At 43.2% G+C, this 21,964-nt stretch carries 17 protein-coding genes; 10 read left to right on the top strand and 7 right to left on the bottom strand.

Annotated elements, in window-relative coordinates; translation table 11 throughout:
• The first annotated feature begins 458 nt into the window (after positions 1–458).
• The 4 genes from ABJ384_RS11965 to ABJ384_RS11980 all read left to right on the top strand — a co-directional run bounded on the left by ABJ384_RS11965 (position 459) and on the right by ABJ384_RS11980 (position 3,981).
• Positions 459–1,418, top strand: a complete 960-nt coding sequence (locus ABJ384_RS11965; protein ID WP_349927554.1) for a VacJ family lipoprotein — start codon at positions 459–461, stop codon at positions 1,416–1,418.
• Between the two features lie 113 nt (positions 1,419–1,531).
• Complete coding sequence (gene gigA / locus ABJ384_RS11970) at positions 1,532–2,500, top strand: RsbU family protein phosphatase GigA (protein WP_349927555.1); 969 nt, start codon at positions 1,532–1,534, stop codon at positions 2,498–2,500.
• Positions 2,501–2,613: 113 nt separating this feature from the next.
• The gene (gene gigB, locus ABJ384_RS11975; protein WP_180176181.1) at positions 2,614–3,132 is read left to right on the top strand and encodes an anti-anti-sigma factor GigB; all 519 of its coding nucleotides are present in this window, start codon (positions 2,614–2,616) and stop codon (positions 3,130–3,132) included.
• A 24-nt stretch (positions 3,133–3,156) separates the two neighbouring features.
• Positions 3,157–3,981, top strand: coding sequence for a carbon-nitrogen hydrolase family protein (locus tag ABJ384_RS11980; RefSeq protein WP_349927557.1), 825 nt, complete (start codon positions 3,157–3,159; stop codon positions 3,979–3,981).
• Positions 3,982–4,109: 128 nt separating this feature from the next.
• On the opposite strand, the gene gspE is transcribed toward ABJ384_RS11980, so the two are convergent.
• The gene (gene gspE / locus ABJ384_RS11985; RefSeq protein WP_300046304.1) at positions 4,110–5,597 is read right to left on the bottom strand and encodes a type II secretion system ATPase GspE; all 1,488 of its coding nucleotides are present in this window, start codon (positions 5,595–5,597) and stop codon (positions 4,110–4,112) included.
• A gap of 93 nt (positions 5,598–5,690) precedes the next feature.
• On the opposite strand from gspE, the gene ABJ384_RS11990 reads away from it, so the two are divergent.
• The gene (locus ABJ384_RS11990) at positions 5,691–6,521 is read left to right on the top strand and encodes a hypothetical protein (RefSeq protein ID WP_086197453.1); all 831 of its coding nucleotides are present in this window, start codon (positions 5,691–5,693) and stop codon (positions 6,519–6,521) included.
• A gap of 9 nt (positions 6,522–6,530) precedes the next feature.
• Positions 6,531–7,457, top strand: a complete 927-nt coding sequence (locus tag ABJ384_RS11995; protein ID WP_180080922.1) for a mechanosensitive ion channel family protein — start codon at positions 6,531–6,533, stop codon at positions 7,455–7,457.
• Positions 7,458–7,865: 408 nt separating this feature from the next.
• On the opposite strand, the gene ABJ384_RS12000 is transcribed toward ABJ384_RS11995, so the two are convergent.
• Positions 7,866–10,571, bottom strand: coding sequence for a DUF2339 domain-containing protein (locus ABJ384_RS12000; protein ID WP_349927560.1), 2,706 nt, complete (start codon positions 10,569–10,571; stop codon positions 7,866–7,868).
• 163 nt (positions 10,572–10,734) lie between these two features.
• Here ABJ384_RS12000 and polA point away from each other — a divergent pair, with 163 nt between their 5' ends.
• Complete coding sequence (gene polA / locus ABJ384_RS12005) at positions 10,735–13,500, top strand: DNA polymerase I (RefSeq protein ID WP_349927562.1); 2,766 nt, start codon at positions 10,735–10,737, stop codon at positions 13,498–13,500.
• A 315-nt stretch (positions 13,501–13,815) separates the two neighbouring features.
• Here the strand turns inward: polA and ABJ384_RS12010 are convergent, their stop codons facing one another.
• The 5 genes from ABJ384_RS12010 to ppx are packed head-to-tail and all read right to left on the bottom strand — an operon-like array spanning position 13,816 to position 18,954.
• Positions 13,816–14,385 (bottom strand): YggT family protein, encoded by a 570-nt coding sequence (locus tag ABJ384_RS12010; RefSeq protein WP_086197458.1) that lies wholly within the window; start codon positions 14,383–14,385, stop codon positions 13,816–13,818.
• A gap of 27 nt (positions 14,386–14,412) precedes the next feature.
• Entirely contained in the window at positions 14,413–15,243 is an 831-nt protein-coding gene (gene proC, locus ABJ384_RS12015) for a pyrroline-5-carboxylate reductase (protein ID WP_180174721.1), read from the bottom strand.
• Positions 15,244–15,272: 29 nt separating this feature from the next.
• A complete protein-coding gene (gene tilS, locus ABJ384_RS12020) occupies positions 15,273–16,622 on the bottom strand; it encodes a tRNA lysidine(34) synthetase TilS (RefSeq protein ID WP_349927565.1) in 1,350 nt (449 codons plus the stop codon).
• Positions 16,559–17,383, bottom strand: a complete 825-nt coding sequence (locus tag ABJ384_RS12025; protein WP_086197461.1) for an acetyl-CoA carboxylase carboxyltransferase subunit alpha — start codon at positions 17,381–17,383, stop codon at positions 16,559–16,561. The genes tilS and ABJ384_RS12025 overlap by 64 nt, the downstream gene beginning before the upstream one ends.
• Positions 17,384–17,433: 50 nt before the next feature.
• Positions 17,434–18,954: an exopolyphosphatase gene (gene ppx, locus ABJ384_RS12030; RefSeq protein WP_086197462.1), complete on the bottom strand. Its 1,521-nt coding sequence runs from the start codon at positions 18,952–18,954 to the stop codon at positions 17,434–17,436.
• A gap of 261 nt (positions 18,955–19,215) precedes the next feature.
• Here ppx and trxA point away from each other — a divergent pair, with 261 nt between their 5' ends.
• From trxA to ABJ384_RS12045, 3 genes are all read left to right on the top strand, one after another.
• Positions 19,216–19,542, top strand: a complete 327-nt coding sequence (gene trxA, locus ABJ384_RS12035) for a thioredoxin (RefSeq protein ID WP_092820879.1) — start codon at positions 19,216–19,218, stop codon at positions 19,540–19,542.
• A gap of 328 nt (positions 19,543–19,870) precedes the next feature.
• Positions 19,871–21,139: a transcription termination factor Rho gene (gene rho / locus ABJ384_RS12040; protein ID WP_005007569.1), complete on the top strand. Its 1,269-nt coding sequence runs from the start codon at positions 19,871–19,873 to the stop codon at positions 21,137–21,139.
• 421 nt (positions 21,140–21,560) lie between these two features.
• A complete protein-coding gene (locus ABJ384_RS12045) occupies positions 21,561–21,806 on the top strand; it encodes a hypothetical protein (RefSeq protein ID WP_086197464.1) in 246 nt (81 codons plus the stop codon).
• Positions 21,807–21,964 lie beyond the last annotated feature (158 nt).

A 21,964-nucleotide genomic window follows, 5' to 3' on the forward strand; every position in this document is an offset into this window, starting at 1 on the left:
TTCTACCATTCAATCAATGAAAATAATTTCGATCAATCAACCAGTAAAAATCCACACAAGTTGTTCTTCATAATCTCTTAATGATCTTCTTACTGGTTCGTCACCAGCAAGCTAGGTCGGCTATATTACACTAGATATTCTCAGTGTCAATCAGTAATTCAAATTATTTTAAACTTTCTTTCCAAAACCTAACTCAATCAATTTTAACTAAGTTGCTGTTTTATCAGAAGTTTTAATCTTCATCACCGCCGATGGATGTGCATTCTACAGCATTTTAATGCGCTTGCAACTCCTTTTTTTAACTCTAAACGCCATCAGGACATTTTTTAGTCATTTTAGTATTTTTTCCTACATATTTTGATCAAATTTGTTTTAATACGCCTGTTCAAAGACCTGTTAATATATTCAATTACGTATTTTGCTTTAAGTACTGGCTTAATAGAACTCTAGGATTTTTTATGCATCACTTTCATTATATTTGGGCTAGCTTTTTATCTTTAGGGTTAATTTCTCCTGTATTTGCGCAGGATTTAGTTGCTCCTTCTGAAGCACAGAATACTTCAGAGCTAGAATCTGCTACAGCACAAACTCAATCTGCTCAACATACCAACTCCAGACTTGAAGTATTGAAAGAATTAAAAAACATTAAAGCCAAAGATTTGAAAGTGGATGCAAGTGCAACTCAACCTGAAAACCAGAAAGATCCATTACAACCCTTAAATAGACAGATCTTTGCTTTTAATGAGGTAGTAGATCGTAAGGTTGCCCGCCCTCTCGCGATTCAATATAAGGAAAAAGTTCCTAATGAAGTACGTGGCTCTTATCGCCAGTTTCGTAAAAATTTAGGGGAACCATGGAATGCAGTAAACCAGTTGATTCAAGGTCGTCCACTTCGTGCCGCGGAATCTTTAGGCCGCTTTACCATTAACACTCTAACCACCCTAGGCTTTGCCGACCCTGCTCGTCGTATCGGCTTATATGTCGAAGAAGAAAATTTTGGCACTACGCTAGGTTATTACGGTATTTCTTCTGGTCCTTATCTAGTTCTGCCTGTGTTTGGCCCTAGCACTTTCCGTGATACTTTAGGTCTGATTGTCGATGGTCAAGCCCGTCCCCAAAAGTATATTTTAGAAGATCATGATGGAGTGTACTGGGGTGAGCAAATGTTAGGCGGTATTGATGCACGTTCCCAGCTTTTAGACATTGAAGATGTTTTACAAGGTGACAAATATGCGGCAATCCGTGATATTTATTTACAGCGTAAAAGTTTTTCCATTGCTGAAAAGAGAGGTCTAGAACCTGAAACCATGTTCATTGAAGATGATCAGGACAGCAATGAAGATCAAGATCAACAAAGTAATCCTGATTCATCCGATGATGAAATCCAAGAAGATGACGTAGACACCACAACCAAATAAGTCGTATCTATTTAATAGCAATATGATCAGTACAGCATCTTCCTTTGCTGATCATTAGATTGTTATAGTACAACTCTAAGATGTTATCAATTTAAGGGTCATACAATTTCTTTATGTATTTCATTCAACCGACTCGCAATATTCCTTATTTAGATCAGGTACTCAGTGCACTTCCCGGTGTGCAAATGATTCACATAGATGATATTAATTTATATGATCCAACCATTTTAACGATTGCTGATGTACAAGACTATCTGACTCACCAATGGTCACTCCCGACCATCGTCCTGGCTTTTGAAAATGAAGGGACGGCATTGGCTCAGGCATGGGAATTGGGGGCTTTAGCCGGCTGGATCTGGAACAAGCTACCACGTGATCCTCAAGATTTCTTACTAAAAATTGATGCTAAATACAAACGTAATCAGGATAGTCGTGACCTCCCTTCAGCAGCAGAATTACAGAAACGCTTACTTCCAAACCCCATAGAATTGATGAACTATAAAGTTGAAACCCTTTTTCAACCGTCTGCCTATCTGTCTGGCGACTGGTACGATTACTGGAAAATAAGCGATAAAGAAATCATGTTTTATCTGGCCGATGTGTCCGGACATGGGGTTACCAGCAGTCTACTCACCTCCTGGATGGCCGCTTTTCATGGCCGTTCTAAAACCCCGCGCGAGTTGATTAAAAAACTTAATGGTATGCTGGTGCAGGAAAATATTGAAAAGCACATTACCATGATTGCCGGCGTTCTCAATTTAGAAACCCATCAATTACGCTGGTCCAGTGCCGGACATTATCCTCCTGCGATTATCTTTGAACCGAACCAAGCACCTAAAATTTTAAATACCAGCAGTTTTCCTCTGGGACTCACTGAAGACCTGGAAGTGGAAGAGTTTGAATGTGTGCTAAATCGCCATGCCCGGTTTATTATTTGTTCAGATGGTGCACTTGAACCGTTTGATGGCGGACTGAATGAACAATTTGAAAAATTAGTCTTTCATTTGCAAAATCAATCATTCCAAGCTCCTGAACATGTGGCAGATGACATTGCCATCTTAAGTTTACGTCGAATGAATTAATCATATTATCAATATGTTAACTTTCAACTAAGCGATATACGACTCTAGGCTACTTGAGTCTACAGTGGCCCTATGTGATAATTTTAATATCCTTCTCTGCAAATGGCATTTATATGTCAACAGGTCATGTTGAATATGCAAGCTTGAATGGAACGCATATTTTTAAGCTTATTGGCGAAGTGCGTGCTCAATCTTGTATTAGTCTAGACAAACTTCTTAGTAAAATTGAACAGCAATCAAATGTCGTTGGGGCAATCGTAGATTTAACCCAAACTACATTTATTGACAGCACTGTTTTAGGTGTACTGGCCAAGCTGGGTTTAAAGCTGAAACAAGTCCATCAAATTCAGGCAGTCATGTTATCCACCAATCCGGATATTACTACCTTGGCCAATAGCATGGGCTTGGGACAGGTCTTCGTGATTTTAAATTACTGCGGCGATCCGAAAGTATGTACTCGCGAGCTAATCGAAGAGCACATTACCCATAACGCAATGTTAACCACTGTTCTAGATGCACATAAAACATTGATGAAGTTAAATGAAAGTAACCAAAACATGTTTGAACCTTTGGTGAAACAATTACAAAAAGAACAAGACACCTTAGAACAAGTGTCGCAGCAAAACGCATAAAAATGATGATTTAGAGCTTACACCATGACTTTACTCTCTGTTGCACAAATGAATTCCCAGGATGATATTGAAGCCAATTTCATCGTGATCGAGTCATTGATACAACAAAGTAAAGCCGATGGTGCAGAGCTGATTGTTTTCCCGGAAAACTTCGTCTGTTTTGTCGGTGGAAAACAACGCGAGACCGCAGCACAGTTTGAAAGCCTTCAGCAACGTCTGGAACAACTGGCACATCAATATCAAATCTGGATTGTAGCAGGAACACTTCCCTGCCCATTCCGCCCAGATGGTTCCATCATGAGTGATGGCCGTGTACGTACCGTCAGTTTATGTATTAGTCCTGAAGGGACTGAAGCACGTTATGACAAGATTCACCTGTTTGATGTACAAGTGGGTGATGTTGTGGGTGGCTATCAGGAATCTCGATTCTTTGAACCGGGTACGGATGTAATAATTGCCAAAACCCCGTTTGGTAATATTGGCTTAATGGTGTGTTATGACTTGCGTTTTCCGGAACTGGCTTTAACCTTACGCAGTCAAGGTGCAAACATACTTACCGCACCATCAGCCTTTACCTACACTACCGGCCAAATGCACTGGCAATTACTGCTACAAGCCCGTGCGATGGACAGCCAATGCCAGGTTTTAGGTGCAGCGCAACAAGGCTGGCATGGTGAAAAACGCCAAACTTGGGGGCATGCAGGCGCTGCCAATTCACGCGGGCAGTTGTTGGCAATAATAGAAAATGAAGGCACTCAACTAATTACCGTACCGTTTGATTTAACTGAACAAATCAAAATCCGTGAGTCAATGCCTTTGATGCAGCACCGTCGTTTGCTGCAATTCTAAACTTAGATTTTTTAATACCCATAAAAAAGTTGATCACCCAATATGATCAACTTTTTTGCTTTTAAGCACCGTGCCGCAAAGCTTTACAGATAGTTTTTACTATTACAGATGATCAGTCATGATCCCACTTATTCGGCAGCTTCATTGGTCACACGCAGTACTTCCTCCAAAGTGGTTTTTCCTGCCAGTACTTTACGCAAACCATCATCGCGGATTGAACCGGACTGTTTACGCGCATAACTTTCCAGCTCATATTCCGCAGCATTGCCATGAATCAAACGGCGCATCGGTTCATCTACAGGGACAATTTCATAAATCGCTGTACGTCCCATAAAACCGCTATGTGAACAGTGATCACAACCTTTCGGTTTCGGTAACTTCAGTTCAGCTCCGACATCCAGATGCCTGAAAATTTCGGTTTCAAAAGCATCCGCGTCATGCCATGTGGCACAGCGTGGACATAAAGTACGCACCAAGCGCTGGGCAATTACCCCAATTAGGGAGCTGGCTAGCAAGAACGGTTCGATGCCCATATCTTTTAAACGGGTGACTGCACCAATTGCGGTATTGGTATGTAGTGTAGATAAAACCAAGTGACCGGTAAGAGATGCCTGAACGGCAATTTCAGCAGTTTCCAGATCACGGATTTCCCCGACCATCACCACATCCGGGTCTTGTCGCAGCATGGCTTTTAAAGCACGGGCAAAGGTCATGTCTACTTTACTGTTGACCTGGGTTTGTCCGATACCTTCCAGTTGATATTCAATTGGATCTTCAGCAGTCAGAATATTTTTTGAGCCATCATTCAGGTCAGATAAGGCTGCATATAAGGTTGTGGTTTTACCCGAACCGGTTGGTCCAGTCACCAAGATAATACCGTGCGGACGATGTACCAGATGGGTTAAACGTTCATAATCCGGTTGCATCAGGCCCAGATGGGTCATATTCAGACGTCCGGCCTGCTTGTCCAGTAAACGCATGACCACACGTTCACCGTGCGACGAAGGCAAGGTCGAAACCCGCACATCCACCTCACGTCCGGCAAGGCGTAAGGAAATACGGCCATCTTGCGGAATACGCTTTTCAGCAATATCCAGTTTGGCCATAACCTTGATTCGTGATACCAACAACGGTGCCAGTTCACGGCGTGGCTGCACAATTTCACGCAACTGTCCATCGACACGTAAGCGTACCGACAGTTTTTTCTCAAAGGATTCAATATGAATATCGGAAGCCCCCACGCGGATGGCTTCAGACAGCAAAGCATTGATCAGCCGGACAATCGGTGCATCATCTTCCTGATCCATTAAATCTTCAGCTTCTGGCACCGAATCTGCCAAACTGAGTAAATCGGGATGATCTTCCAGACCAGCTGCTACCTGTTGCGATTCTCCGGTATCACCAGCAAAGCTTGAACTGAGTAACTGATGAAATTCCTGCTCAGAACACAACTGGTGCTGTGCAGCATGGCCTAAATATCGACGTGCTTCCTGTATCGCTAGCAAGGGCGTATTTTCACGGCGTACAATAAAAGCCTGATTGCCCTCGTAGCGCAGCAATACGCCATGACGCTTGGCAAAACTATATGGTATTTGTAATTGTTTAAGTACTTGCATCAAAGTTTATAATGATGAATAAATTGATTTGAGTGTACTCTAAGCATAAGACAGCGTGAAGTCTGTTTTTAATGATTAAGCTATAAAGGAAATATGCCGTTGTCTAAAAACGATGAACTGATAGATGCAGAGCAGCCCAATTTAATCAAGTGGTGGGGCGAACAAAGCTTTGAATTGAATCAGCCTAAGGCCTGGCAGTTTGGTTCACTGTTATTTCGTCTGACTCGTGGTCTGCAAGAATGGCGCATGGAATATCATCGTCCACAGGTGCAGTACGACTATGAACAGAAGTGGCATGCGATTGAAGATCCGAATTTTGCTTTTCCGCAACCGCTGAAAGTTGAACGTTATATGTTCAAGTCCACTCACAATAAATTACAGCTGATGCCGCGTCTGGCCGATCGTTCCGTCGTGATTAAACCGGTCGATCCGATTTATATTCCGGCAGGACAGCGCGGTACGCTGTATATCAGCACCCCGTTATGGATTGCAGGCTTTGTCGAAAGTCAAAAAGACCCGCTGTTTGATATTCCGGTGATTCTGCCCAAAGATACCTGGTTCGGCCCCAATCATCGTATCGGTGAAATTTGTTATGCTACCGCGGTTGATGGCCGTACTGAACTGCATCAGCTCAAGCCACGTGCCTTTCGCGCGGTTACACCGATTGAATTTCATAATACCAGCCATCAACAGTTACGCTTTGACCGGATGAACGTACCTGTTTCTGCACTTCCCCTGTTCTATAGTGAAAGTACCGGCCGCTTATGGACTTCACAGATTAAAGTCTTGCATGAAGGGTTGGATAAACCACCACGAATTCGAATTGAAAACCGTACCCCTCCTCATGCGGGTGAAGTAATGTATGTCCATCCACCACGTGAACAGGCAAGTGCTTTATTCAACATGTTTGATTCATTTTTCTAGGGCGGCAATATGGCAGATTCGAATATCCCAAAAGAAATTACCAGCAGCCTCAAAAGTATTTTTACCAATATCAATACCGAACGCCTGACTGAAATTATCGTTGCAGTGGTACTGTGTCTTATTGGTTTTTTAATTGCACGTTTTGTCTCCAACACCTTTATCCGCACTGTTGGCTCACGCTTTAATGCTCATCAAAGTCTGGTTTGGCGCCGTGGTATTTTTTATTTCATCTTCCTGATTTTTGTGATGGCCAGCCTGAAAGAAGCCGGTTTTAAACTGAGCGTGTTTTTAGGTGCGGCTGGTATCTTAACCGTGGCGCTGGGTTTTGCTTCACAGACCTCCGCATCCAACCTCATCAGTGGTTTATTCCTGATTGGGGAAGGCTCTTTTGAGATTGGGGATACGGTACAAATGACCCTGATTCGCGGACATACCATTGAAGGTGAAGTGATTTCGATTGACCTGCTTTCGGTAAAACTGCTGACTCAGGACAATGTCTATGTGCGCGTACCGAACGAACAGCTGATTCGTGCTCCCGTCTATAACCTGTCCAAATTCCCGATTCGGCGGATTCCAATTACTTTAGCGATTAATTTCCATGAGGACATCATTAAAGTTCGGGAAGTATTATTGGATGTAGCCAATAAATACCCGCTCGTGTTAGCCGATCCAAAACCTGCAGTGACTGTAACTGCCTTCCGTGAATCATCGATTGAACTGTTATTTGCCGTCTGGTGTAACCGTGAAAACTTTTTAAAAGTGCGTGACGAAATGCAGGAACGTATCCGCAACGGTTTTGTCGCCAATCAGATTGAAATTCCAGTACCGAAAATGGGCTTTGTTGATCGCCCTACAGCTGTTCAGCCTTTAAATGAGGAAGATATTGATCAGTATGCGAATGCCAAAGAAGTGAAACGTGAGGCGGGGTTAAAATAATTCTCTTAATCATTTAATCCTCCCCATCCCTCCTTTTAAAAAGGAGGGATGGGGAGGATTAAATTGTAGACTTCATTCATAAATCATTTTTCAATGACTACAAGTTGTTTGTCATACCAAAATAAAAAAATAGATTTTCGCAGGTATTTAATTTATGAGTGTGGCATGGATGCCACACGTTACCCATCACAACAAGGACGTTGTGTATGGGTAACAAAGGCTTTTGCTTACTTTTGGCCTTTCAAAAGTAAGACTTCGCCTACACAAATGCATTTCAACTTTATTTAAAAATTGTGGCAGTGAAAACTTCTAACTTAAATAAGATAATTTTAAACATTCGTATAAGCAAAGAATCACGGGATATAACTGCTATTTGATTTGAGAAAAGATCCTTTACCTAAAAGAAATTTAGGGGAATTTTTTAACCAAAGAACCCTCTGGAATCGGTGCAATATAGGCAATCAGCAACATCACAAAACCAGCCCCCAGAAATGAAATCACCCGGGTTAAAGTGCCGATGTGGGATAAGTCAAACAGCACCAGTTTCAAGGTCACAATTACCAGAATACTGCCGCCTAAAATCCAGACTGAGCGTAACTGTTTACGGCTGGCCAGACTCATGGTCATAAAGGCTAAACTGACCCACAGCAAAGTCAGGCTCAGTTGAACGGTCGCATTTCCCCATAAGGCCAGTTCATTAAACGGCGTGCCCAAATAAACATGCAACGCGCGCAGCACAATATAACTGCTGAGCCAGAGCAAGCTTAGCACCATCAGCACGGCAACAATGCCTTTATCCAGCCCCGATTTGAGCTGCAAGGACAGCATCCAGATAAAGCAGGCCAGCATGGCAATACTGACCAGATCAAAAGGATTGATGATCGGCAGGATATAGCCCTGAAACGCTTGCTGGGTAAACAGTTGCGAACAAACAATCCAGGTTGCCATCAGCACCAAACTGCTGCGGGCTTGCCAGAACATTTTCCAGTCCGGATTATCCAGCTGCCAATAACACCAGGCGCAGAAAAGCAAAGGCAGGATTACGACACTGATATAAGGCATACTGGGAAGCAGGATTAAACTGGTCATCGCCAGACTGGTCAAGGTGCCAAAACTGACCCACTCTTTTTCAGTTCGCACACCCAACATCGGGCGCAGCCACAATGCCGTCAACATCAATCCGGAAAGTGCAAAACCCAGACGGTCAAACATGGTCGGCCAAATAATGATGCCCTGCTGACTTTGATCAATCACAATAATCAGGGCAAAAACAAAGACAGGAATGAGGCCGAGCCATTTCGGAAATAGCCAGGTCCAGGTGGCTTTGCAACGCAGCATCAACTCATTCATCAGCAGATAGAAGCCACTGACAATCAACAGACTCATCACCTGCTGTTGAGGGCCGTCAATTTCATCCAGCAACAATACAATCAACATGGTCGTGGCTGACAGCATCTGCAAACAGTGGAAGGCTATCGTGGAACTGCTCAGTTGCTGTCTAAAGGATTCCCTGCTATTCGCCACCACAACCACGGCAAAATAGCTCAGGCATAAGCCCCAATACATTTCACGTGGAAATTCATTCAGCTCCACCAGATAATACAAACTGGATAAACCGGCAACAATCATCAGTCCCATGGCAAGATAGCGACTGATCTCTGACTGGCGATACAAGGCATAACTAAAAATGATCAGCCCTTCCACAGCCCAGCCGATCACACTCCACTGTTTATGCAACAGAATTGGAGGAATCAGGGTCAGAAAAATCAGCATTAAACTGAAATAACTTTGTGAAATCAGTTGCACTGCCTGATGGCGTTTTGACAGTTGATACAAGCCTGCATAAACTGCAGCAAAGGCTAGACTTGCTCCAGCCTGCCAGCGCGTTTCTTCAAAATGCATCAAATAAATAAAAATATAACCGACCAGAGGCGCACCAAAAATCAGGGCAATATCCAAAGCAGGTTTCAGTTTGAACTGTGCCAGATCTTCTTTGGCCAGCAGCTGGCTAAAACGAAAACTCAGCCAGACAAAAATTGCCGTATGCACCGCAACCAATAAGGTTAAAGCATTTCGTTCAGATTCCTCTCCACGATAAAAAACATAACCACCGCCCACAATCACTGTCATTAAAAATGCGATTTGATTCAGCATTTTCCAGGGGCGTAAGGTACTTAAGATCGCAACGGCCAGATTGATCACCACATAATAAGCAATCAGTTCAATCGCGGTCGTGTTGCGAACCGGCAGGGTAAACGGTGCAATATAGGCAATGATCATCGCCATCAACGCCAGTTCAATGGATTGCTGTTTTAAGCTGAGAATCAGGGTTAGGCCCATGATGAGAGCAAAACACAGTCCAGCGATGGCGAGCGTCGGAATCACCGCATTGTAATAGGCAAAGAACAGGGTCAAAAATAAGGCCGCTAAACCCAATCCTTCCAGGGCTAGGGAAAAACTGCGGTTTTTACTCTGCATCCAGTAACCGAGTCCGGTCACTGCCCCACTGACGCCTGCAACAATCACCAGTTTCATCACCAAACTGAGTTGCCAATGTTCGGTGGCAAAACGTAGCAACAAGATGATGCCAATGACCAGCACCAAGATGGCCACTTTTAAAACTGGATTACCTTGAAAAATCCACTGCTTTAACTGTTCAATCAATTCCGATGACGATGATGCAGGCTGAGAGTCAAGAAATTGAGATGGTGGATTTTCAACAACCGGAGAAGCCAGCGTTTGAGTGTGCTGCAATTGCGTTTGAATCTGGTTCAATAAACCTTCTAAACGGCGTAACCATCTTAAAAAGAAAAAAATCCACGCCGTGATACCCAGCCCGACGGCAAACTCCCAATCCAGAATACCGCCGACAATGGCAACAATTGAACACAGATATAAAGGAACTTTAGAGCTTTCCTGAAATGAAATATTTGTTTCTACAGCAATTTGTGCTGCCGGGGACTGGATTGCATCGACATATTGTATCAGGCTCATGACAAAGGCTAAACCACATAAATAGGTGAAGATGCGTACATCCAAAAACCAGGACCCCACGCCGACAATAATCAGTACCATCAGCCAAATCATCCGGATTTCGCCCTGTCCTTTCCTCATTTTTTCTTTATCTCAATCCTGATTAACTTGATCATACAACAGCTGTGACCTTGATTTTTAAGCATTCATCAGATATTCGGTAACACGCATCTTGAATGATGTGTCTATGTTCATGGGCAAAATCACGTACAATAAGGCCGATATTTGAATTAGGAATCTTTCAATGCCACCATTTGTTTTGGTCGATGGCTCATATTTTTTATTTCGTGCATATCATGCACTGCCACCACTAACCACTTCGACTGGTTTACAGACCAACGCAATTCGTGGTGCCATTTCTGCGATTCAAAAGTTGATGCGTCGTATTCAGCCGACACATATGGCTGTGATTTTTGATACCCCTGAACCGACGTTCCGTCATCAGCTTTCACCGATTTATAAAGGTGACCGCCCAAGCATGCCGGATGAACTGTCTCAGCAGATTCCCTATCTTCACAACCTGATCCGCGCTTTGGGCATTCCTTTACACACCCTTCCCGGCGCTGAAGCAGATGACGTGATTGGTACTTTGGCTAAACGTGCCGAAGCCAAAGGTTATCAGGTGCTGATTTCAACCGGCGACAAAGACATGGCGCAGCTGGTCACCGACAAAGTGACTTTGGAAGACAGCTTTAAAGACAAGCCGATGGATGTAAACGCTGTCTTTGAAAAGTTCGGTGTATGGCCGAATCAGATTATCGACTATTTAACCTTGATGGGTGATGCTTCCGATGGCATCCGTGGCGTACCCGGCGTCGGTGCAAAAACTGCTGCCAAACTGTTGACCGAATACGGTTCTATTGGCGGCATTCTGGAAAATGTCGATAAAATTAAAGGTAAAGTCGGTCAAAGCATTAAGGATAATGTTGAAGGCATTACCCTAGATCATCAATTAGCCAGTATCGTTTGCGACCTGGATATGGGTCTTTGTTATGAAGACCTGAAACTCGGTGATCCGAATGTGGAAGAACTGCGTCGACTCTATACCGAACTTGAGTTCCGTAACCAGTTACAATCCCTTGATCATCCGAATAATCCAAACAACTCCGTCTATAAACAGGCGGCCAAGAGTATTGAAACCACAATTGATACCACAGCTGTCATCAATACTGAAGATGAGGCAGAGCTGACCAGTATCGATGATCAACTGGGTAAAGCTACTTATCACACCATTTTGACTCAAGCCGACTGGAACCAGCTGTTCCAGCGTTTAAGCAGCGCCAAACGTTTTGCTTTTGATACCGAAACCACCAGTCTGGATTACCGTATTGCAGAAATGGTCGGCTTTTCACTGGCTTTTGATGCCAACGATGCCTATTACATTCCGCTAACCCACGACTATGAAGGGGCACCGGAACAGCTCAACCGTGAAACCATCCTGGCGAAAATCAAACCGATTTTAGAAAATCCCGCGGTTGAAAAAATTGGCCATCATTTAAAATATGATGCCCACATCCTGCAAAATCACGGCATTGAACTGCAAGGCTGGTATTTCGATACCATGCTGGCATCCTATGTTTTAAATTCTGTGGCGACCCGTCATGGCATGGATGATGTTGCTCGTGTGTACTTGAGTCATTTGACCACCACCTTTGAACAAATTGCAGGCAAAGGCGTTAAACAGAAGACCTTTAACCAGATCGACATTGAAACAGCGGCGCATTATGCGGCGGAAGATGCACATGTCACCTATCGCCTGTATGAAGTCCTGTCGAAAAAGTTGCAGGCCATTCCTGAGCTGAACAATATTTTACACAATATTGAAATGCCGGTGGCGCGTGTGCTGACCATTATGGAAGAAAACGGCATTGAACTGGATCTGAAATTTTTAGATCAGTTGAGTGTCGATTTTTCCAATACTATCCAGAATCTGGAAAACCAGATTATCGAATTGGCCGGTCAGCCGTTTAATGTCAGCTCGCCGAAACAGGTCGGTGAAATCCTGTTTGACAAACTGGGACTGAAAGGTGGCAAAAAAACCTCGACCGGTCAATACAGTACCAGTGAAAGCATTCTGGAAAAAATCGACCACCCGATTACTGATTTAATTTTGCAGTATCGCGGTCTTTCCAAACTGAAAAGCACCTATACCGATGGCTTGCAAAAACAGGCCAACAATGACAGCAGGCGTGTGCATACCAGCTACCATCAGGCTTTAACGGCAACAGGTCGTTTGTCATCGACTGATCCAAACCTGCAAAACATTCCGGTACGTGAAGAAATTGGCCGTCAAATCCGTAAGGCCTTTATTGCACCTGAAGGTAGGGTTTTACTGGCTGCCGATTATTCACAGATTGAACTGCGTTTAATGGCGCATCTTTCCCAGGATGAAGCTTTGGTTGATGCTTTTAAGCATGGTCAGGATGTACACCGCCGTACTGCTGCCGAAGTTCTGGGTATTGCACTGGAAGATGTCACCAATGACCAGCGTCGTCAGGCCAAAGCCGTTAACTTCGGTCTGTTATATGGCATGTCCGAATTTGGTCTGATTCGTCAATTGGGCTTTACCCGTGAAGAATCGCAAAACTATATCAAGCAATATTTCCATCGTTATCCGGGCATTTATGAGTACATGCAACGTACGCGTCAGGTGGCTTTGGAACAAGGCTTTGTGGAAACCATTCTAGGTCGCCGTTTATATACACCGGATATTGATGCCCGTAACATGATGGTACGTAAAGGTGCCGAACGTGCGGCCATCAATGCCCCGCTACAAGGAAGCGCTGCTGACATCATTAAAATAGCCATGATTGAAGTGGATAAAATGTTGCCTAAAGATCAAGCTAAAATGCTGTTACAGGTACACGATGAATTGGTGTTTGAAGTCGATGCCGACATTGCCGATACACTGGCTCCGAAACTGGCTGAAGTGATGCAATCAGTGGTGAAACTTTCAGTTCCATTGATTGTGGAAGTGGGCAAAGGCATGAATTGGGATGAGGCACACTAATCTTATATTAAGATCCTTCTCGCTTTTAAAGCTCCTTCTCCCTTTGGGAGAAGGCTAGGATGAGGGTTTTCCAAATAAACCTAGAATTAAATCTGTTTATAAGACAAGTGGAATTTAAAGACAAATAATTGATTATCTATCTGATAATTTACCCTCTCCTCGCCTCTCTTGCGCTTTACTTGAAAGCAGTGCTTTCAAGTTTGCTCAGTGAGAGGAACTCTCGACGGTACAATCTACATAGAAAACATTTCAACAGCCCATAAAAAAGGACTCTAACGAGTCCTTTTTTATTATCCAGATTTTACTACCTGAATGTTATAGTCCAGTCAGAAGTACAATCGCCACTTCATTCATAATAATTTCGGCAATATACAATGCCAAGAAGGCAACAATTGGCGAGAGGTCAATCATACCCATATTCGGCAAAATACGACGGAACGGAGCAAGTAATGGTTCTGCCAGCTCTTGAATGACTTCAATATACGGTGAGCGAGATTGAGTAAACATCACCACCCAGCTTAAAATAATCGTTGCAAAAATCAGGTAGCGACAGAAGCGGATCAGATCCTGAATCATGGTGACAAAGGTCAAAATCACCAGATGTACCGGACTGTTCGGCATAGCACCTGAAAGGTACATTACCCCAAAAATCTTGAGTAAATATAAAAGTACCACCAAAGCCAAGGCTGCCGAATTGACACGACCTTTTGCCAAGGTGGGAAAAATACGCCCAAACAGATCGACGATTTTTGTCGCTTTCACAGTAGACATGACGACAGGATTATAAGCATTCACAGCTGCAAGCTGCATCAGAAAACGAAAGAATACGAGCAAAATCGCTACGTTAATAATAATGCCAAAAATCAGCGCAGAATTTGCACCCATACTGGAACTTTCCTAAATAAAAACGAGTTATTTGCTACTTTCACTTAGCTCTTGAGCAAGTTCTTGACTGCGCTTTTGCGCGGCAGCCAAAGCGGCCTGAATATTTTGAGAAATGTGCGCACGATCAAATACTTCCAGTGCAGCTTGAGTTGTACCATTTGGAGAGGTCACATTTTTGCGCAATTCTGCAGGTGTATTTGAACTGGTAATCGCCATTTGTGCGGCACCCAATGCTGTTTGCAAGGTCAATGCAGTCGCCACTTTTTCATCCAGCCCCAGGTTTTTGCCTGCACGAATCATGCTTTCCATCATATAGAAGAAATAAGCCGGACCAGAGCCAGATACTGCCGTTACAGCATCAATTTGTGCTTCTGAATTGACCCAAATGGTTAAACCGGTTGCAGCCAAAACCTGACTGGCCAATTCACGATCCTGTGCATTCACCGCTTCCGTTGCATACAGGCCATGTGCTCCTGTTTGCACCAAAGCAGGTGTATTGGGCATAACACGAACAATTCGATTGGTTTCTAGCAGGTTGGCAATAGTCGCGATTTCAGCCCCAGCCACAATCGACATCACCAGTTTGCCTTCAAACAAACCTTTAAGAGGTTTTAATACGCTGGCCAGTACTTGCGGTTTCACTGCAAAAAGTACGATATCGGCATCACGAATGGCAGCAATATTGTCATCCGTCACATGTACATCTTTTTCTGTTAATAAAAGACGGACTTTTTCGACCGGATCAGAAACTGTAATACGTGTTGGCGGCAAGCCACGCGAAATCAGCCCACCAATCAAGGCCTGGGCCATATTACCGCCACCAATAAAACTAATATTACAATTTAAAGCTGCACTCATGGATTCATACTCGACTTAGAATTTTTTAACTAAGAGATCAAATTTGGTTGCCATCCACCGATTTCACAATATTCAGATTGGGCTAACCAAAACCCTTTTGGTGTAAAAACACCAAGCATAACATTATCTATGCTTAATATTTGAATTCTATAACGCTGCCAGGGAAAAATTTGTGCTTCCTGAATGGCTTTCTTTAACGGCCAAGCTCCTACTCGACCATATAAATGAATTTTTTCGCCCCCCTGACGCATCACTAAATCCAATTTTTGACCCAGCAATGCTGTTGATAGGCCTACTTTTGCAATTTCAGCCAGATAATTTCCTGACAGTATTTCAAGCTTTTGTCCTAACTCGACAAAGATTGCCTGTTTATTAGCAACCGATTGATTTTTTCCAGCCAAATATTCTGTGGCACTTAAGCGGAAAAGTTTTTGCTGATAACGCACATAATAATATTGATTCCAGTGCAATGCCGCCTGTGCATCAGATTTGGATCCAATCACTTCAAGCAACAAGCGTTGCACCATTTCAAAACTCGGGCGATAAGTATCCTGCCCTTTCATCCAGGCAGAGAGCAATTGCCTTTGCCGTGCACTTGATAATGGGGATAACTTTTCTAAATCCAGTTCAGTGGCCGATCCGCAAGCGCTTAAATCCTGCTGTAATACGTCCAGCAAAATATCTTCCGCATCCTGCATCAGATAACTGGTGCGGCTGAGTGCCTGTTGCATTTTTGGATAACGGTTTTGCAACAGCGGCCACAATTCATGACGGCACCAGGCACGATCATAATGGGTATCTAAATTGGTGGGATCTTCAATATTTTGCACGCCCAGATGGGTGGCCCATTGGCCAATCTGCTCACGGGAAATATCAAGCAGCGGTCGCCAAATGGTGAATTGCTTTCGTACATCGACCTGCTTCATGGCGGATAAACCATGTACGCCGGCACCCGAAAGCAAGCGTAGCATCAAGGTTTCAGCCTGATCCTGCTGATGATGCGCCAAGACCAAGATTTCATTGGCTTTTAAATGTTTTGAATAAGCTTGATAACGCGCGTTACGTGCCTGATGTTCCAAGTTGCCATATTGCACTTCAACGACTTCAACAATACACGGTACATTCACCGCTGCACATTGATCAGATACAAATTGCCCCCAGTCTGCACTAATTTTTTGCAACTGGTGATCGACATAGATCGCACGGATTTTTTCAGGAAATAAATCAGACATTAAACGCAATAGCAGCATGGAATCCATGCCGCCACTACATCCAATCAAGAAAGTGCTTTCAGGAGGAAAGCACTGGATTTGTTTTAAGATGCCAGACCGGAATTGTCGCTGCCAAACTTCATTAAGCGCTGGTAACGTGCTTCGCATCTCTCATTCGCATCCATCGATTGCAATTCTTCTAAAGCCTGTTGTAACACATCTTTAAGATCTTGCATCACTTTTTCAGGCTGCAAATGCGCGCCTTCACCTTCATCAACCACATATTCAACAATACCAAGTTGTTTTAATTTCTCTGCAGTTAATGCCAAGGCTTCGCTGGCTTGTTCCGCTTTCTCTGCTGTTTTCCATAAAATGGATGCACAACCTTCAGGAGAAATCACCGAATAGATACTGTGAGATAACATCACCACGCGATCCGCCACACCAATACCGAGTGCACCACCTGAACCGCCTTCACCTAAAACGGTCGCAACCACCGGAACTTTCAGGCTTGAAAGCTGTGCAAGGCTAGTGGCAATGGCTTCTGCCTGACCACGTTCTTCCGCACCGACCCCAGGATATGCACCCATGGTATCGATAAAAGTGAATACCGGCAGTTTAAAACGTTCAGCCATGTCGAGTAAACGCTGTGCTTTACGGTAACCTTCGGGATTACTCATACCGAAGTTGTGTTGCAATTTTTCACGAGTGCTGCGACCACGATGTTGCCCAACAATCATCACTGGCTGACCATTAAAACGTGCCAAGCCACCGATCATCGCACCATCGTCACCAAATACCCGATCTCCATGTAAAGCATCGAATTCAGTGAAGATTTCACCAACATAATCCAGGAATTGCGGACGTTCTGGATGACGCGCAATTTGAACCGTTGTCCATGCTTTAGATTGAGCAGCTTTATTTTTCATAGGTCGACCATTATCCCTAAATTAACAATACCTTGTTAACCAATCACTTGTTAATAGATAAATTGTTCCGACTGAATATTCAATTCAATATCCCAATGCTTAAACTGCATCTGTTCATCATGCAAGTCTGCTACAAGCAAAGGCCATTGTTTGGCATCGCCAGAAACGCTGAGCTGCCATTGTTGCTCATTGATGATACTTAATTCAATGGCAGGAAGCATCTCATCACTACGACTATGATTCAGTAAAACTGCTAAACGCAGCAATAGACATAAGTACACAAGTTTGCTACCACCGACCTTAGCAACATCAACCCGTGCATCGCCACGAAGTTTACGACGGTGATGAGCGACCAAATGTGACAAATGGTTTTGGTCAATTTGTGAGAAACCGGGAATATCCGAATGCTGCAATAAATAAGCCCCATGGCGATGGTAACCACTGTGACTAATCGCCAGACCAATCTCATGCAAATATGCAGCACGACGCAGTAAGTCACTGTCATCATTAGTTAAATTTAATGATTGTGCAACGCCATTAAATAGTTGCTGTGCCGTATTGACTACACGTTCAGCCTGTTTGCTATCTGCGTTATAACGCCCCATTAAAGCATGCACAGAACGGTCGCGAACGTCTTCATGCTGGAAACGACCAAGCAGGTCATACATGACACCTTCACGTAACGCACCATCTGAATAAACAAGTTTGTCCAGACCCAGTACATCAAATACCGCATATAAAATGGCAATCCCTGCTGGCAAAACTGCTCGGCGGTCTTCTTTCAGGCCGTCAAATTCCATTTCGGTCACGTGCTTGTATTTGAGCAGCTTGTCTTTGAGTTTTTCCAGACCTTCACGGGTGAGCTCTTCTTTTTCATTGCTCCAGCCCATATTCACGGTAATCTGACGACAGGCTTTAATTGTTCCGCTTGAACCCACCACTGTATCCCAACCGGCGGCTTTATAAGTATTGGCAATGCCTGAAATTTCCTTACGGGCAGCGGTCACCGCTTTATCGAAACTTTTCTGATTGATCTCACCCTCCATAAAATAGGCTTTGGTGAAGGCCACACATCCCATTTGTACAGATTCAGTATGGATCGGCTCGAATGCCTCTCCGATAATCAGTTCAGTTGATCCACCACCAATGTCAATCACCAGGCGGCGGCCACTATTGGCCATGGTATGCGATACACCTAAATAAATCAGACGGGCTTCTTCACGACCGGCAATAATTTCGATCGGTTTAGGTAAAATTTCTGCAGCTTTTTGAATAAATTCATGACCATTTTTTGCCTGACGTAAAGCATTGGTAGCTACAATACGCAACCGGTTGGCCTGTACAGAACTTAAACGCCCGACAAAGCGTGCCAGACAGGCTAGACCCCGTTGCTGTGCCGCCTCAGTCAAATTTTTGTTTTCATCTAAACCCGCGGCCAATTGTACTTTTTCTGACATTGAAGCCACTTTTTTTACTTCGCCATGATCTACACGTGCAATCGCCAGGTGAAAGCTGTTCGACCCCATATCGATGGCAGCAAGTAACTCTTCATCAATCAAAAAATCAGACATTATTCAAACAAACCTATAAGAATTGTGCTTAGAGTAATTCACATGCATGCAATTTAAAAGCCATTTATCAGTTCAACTGAAGCAGTTTTTAATTTTTTTAATCGCTTAAACAATTGTAGAACACGATAATCAATATCGTGAGCATCAATTAGACAAACTCAATATAATGATTGAAAATTTACATATCCCTCTACATAGTTAAACGAGGCTATGTAATACTTATAGTTATAGAACTAACTTAAAATTTATCTGGAGCATTCCATGTCTGGCAATATCGTAAACACAACTGATGCGAACTTCGAAGCTGACGTTTTACAATCTGACATTCCTGTACTGGTCGATTTCTGGGCAGGCTGGTGTGCACCTTGTAAAGCTATTGCACCTGTACTTGAAGTATTATCTACAGAATTCGAAGGCAAAGTAAAAGTTGTTAAAGTTGACGTAACTGCTTGTGAAGCGACTGCCGTAAACTACAATATCCGCAACATTCCTGCACTATTGATGTTTAAAAATGGTGAAGTTGTCGCTCAACAAGTCGGTGCTGCGCCAAAATCTAAATTAACTGCTTTTATTGAAGAAAATATCTAATTTAAGACAGTGTAATTGAATCCAATGCGCTATCGCCAGATAGCGTATTTTTTTCGTCTATAAATTGACAAAAATACGATTAGCTCTTATATTGCTTGTTCAAGGAATAAAGGATTTCTAATCCGTCATTTTCTTACAAGACACAACACATAAGATCGCCGCTCGGCAACAGAAATTGTTTTTACACTTTTCTCTTCGAAACAATGAATCAGACCTCTGAATTGTTATTGTGCAAATACAATTGCGTTACGTTTATTGCGTGTAAGCGGCTGAATGTTGCTCCCTTTTCTCATCTCTATCCCAGAATTTTAATTCTATCTGACCCCCTATGAATTTAACTGAACTCAAGAAAAAACCGATTGGCGAACTCATCAAGATTGCCGAGTTTATGGGCCTGGAAGGAATGGCCCGTAACCGCAAGCAAGACATCATTTTTGCCATCTTAAAACGCCATGCAATGAATGGCGAAGAGATTTTTGGTGATGGTGTTCTGGAAATTCTGTCTGATGGTTTTGGTTTCCTCCGCTCAGCAGCGGGCTCTTATCTTGCAGGCCCAGATGACATTTATGTCAGCCCATCACAAATTCGCCGTTTCAACTTACGCACCGGTGATACCATTACTGGCACAATTCGCCCACCCAAAGAAGGCGAACGCTATTTTGCACTTTTGAAAGTGAATCAAATTAACTACGACACGCCTGAAAACTCGCGCAACAAAATCCTGTTTGAAAACTTGACCCCATTGTTCCCGACTGAACAATTGGTAATGGAACTGGGTAACGGTACGACTGAAGACTTAACTGCACGTGTAGTGGACTTGGTGGCTCCGATTGGTAAAGGCCAACGTTCTATTATCGTTGCGCCGCCAAAAGCGGGTAAAACCATGTTGTTACAAAATATCGCACAGTCGATTGTACGTAACAATCCTGAATGTTTTCTGATCGTGCTTCTGATTGACGAACGTCCTGAAGAAGTAACCGAAATGGAACGTACCGTTCGTGGTGAAGTGATTGCTTCAACTTTTGATGAATCCCCAGCACGTCACGTACAAGTGGCTGAAATGGTCATTGAAAAAGCAAAACGTCTGGTAGAACACAAGAAAGATGTGGTAATTCTGCTGGACTCGATTACTCGTTTAGCGCGTGCCTATAACACTGTCATCCCTTCATCAGGCAAGGTGTTGACTGGTGGTGTGGATGCACATGCCTTAGAGCGTCCAAAACGTTTCTTCGGTGCTGCACGTAACATTGAAGAAGGCGGCTCATTGACCATCATCTCTACTGCCCTGATTGAAACCGGCAGTAAGATGGATGAAGTGATTTACGAAGAATTCAAAGGAACCGGTAACCAGGAAATTACGCTTGATCGCCGCATTGCCGAAAAACGTGTATTCCCTGCAATGAATATCAAAAAATCCGGTACTCGCCGTGAAGAACGCCTGATGTCTGAAGACAACTTACGTAAAGTATGGATTTTGCGTAAATTGTTACATACTCAAGATGAACTGGCTGCTATGGAATTCTTGCTGGATCGTATGAAAGAAACCAAAACCAATGATGATTTCTTCGATCAAATGAAGCGTAAAGCGACCAACTAAACACAGCATTATTCTTTTTTTCTATAAAAAGGCTATCTTAACGATAGCCTTTTTATTTGGTTGACTTTATTTACATAAAGCTACAATCAAGTCTTTTCTTTGTAAACTTAAGGGACAAGTTCATACCTGTTAAAAATATTAACTTTAAAAAACCATAATTTTTAGCGAGTTATTTAGTATTTATCCAATATAAACTCTCCGATTGATTGTTATTTTCTGTTAAAAAAATGCTCGTTTTTTATCTTTTTTTGCATTTTTTACTAGCCTCCTAGTAGCAATTCAAAATGCGCAGTGATAGCATATTCGCAGACCAGTTAGACTGCCTCTGCATTGTTACTGCCTAACAGATTTTAGGAAGAATAAAAGCACTCAACAGGCTAACATAGGTTTTTTTTAATCTCATATTTTAGAGAGTGATGCCATGTTATTCAAAAAAATCGCTATTGCTGCTGCAGTTGCTACTACTTTAGCTTTCGTTGGTTGTGCTAAAAAAACTGAAGAAGCTCCTGCTGCTGACGCTGCTGCATCTCAAGCTACTGTAGCTGCTTCTGAAGCTACTGCTGCTGCTTCTGCTGCTACTGTTGAAGCTTCTGCTGCTACTGAAGCTGCTGCTTCTGCTGTTGACGCTGCTCCAGCTTCTGAAGCTGCTGCTTCTGCTGCTAAATAATCTTTACGATTATTCAGTACAAAAAAGAGAGCCATTGGCTCTCTTTTTTTATGACTAAAATAAAGTTCAATTCTATAAAAACAATTGTACCTCTCCCTATTCTAAGTACAGAATTGATTTCTAATCCCGATTGTCAATTAAATTACAAGGGGCTGAAT

The sequence above is a fragment of the Acinetobacter sp. A1-4-2 genome (assembly GCF_040233925.1).
Classification (GTDB): Bacteria; Pseudomonadota; Gammaproteobacteria; order Pseudomonadales; family Moraxellaceae; genus Acinetobacter.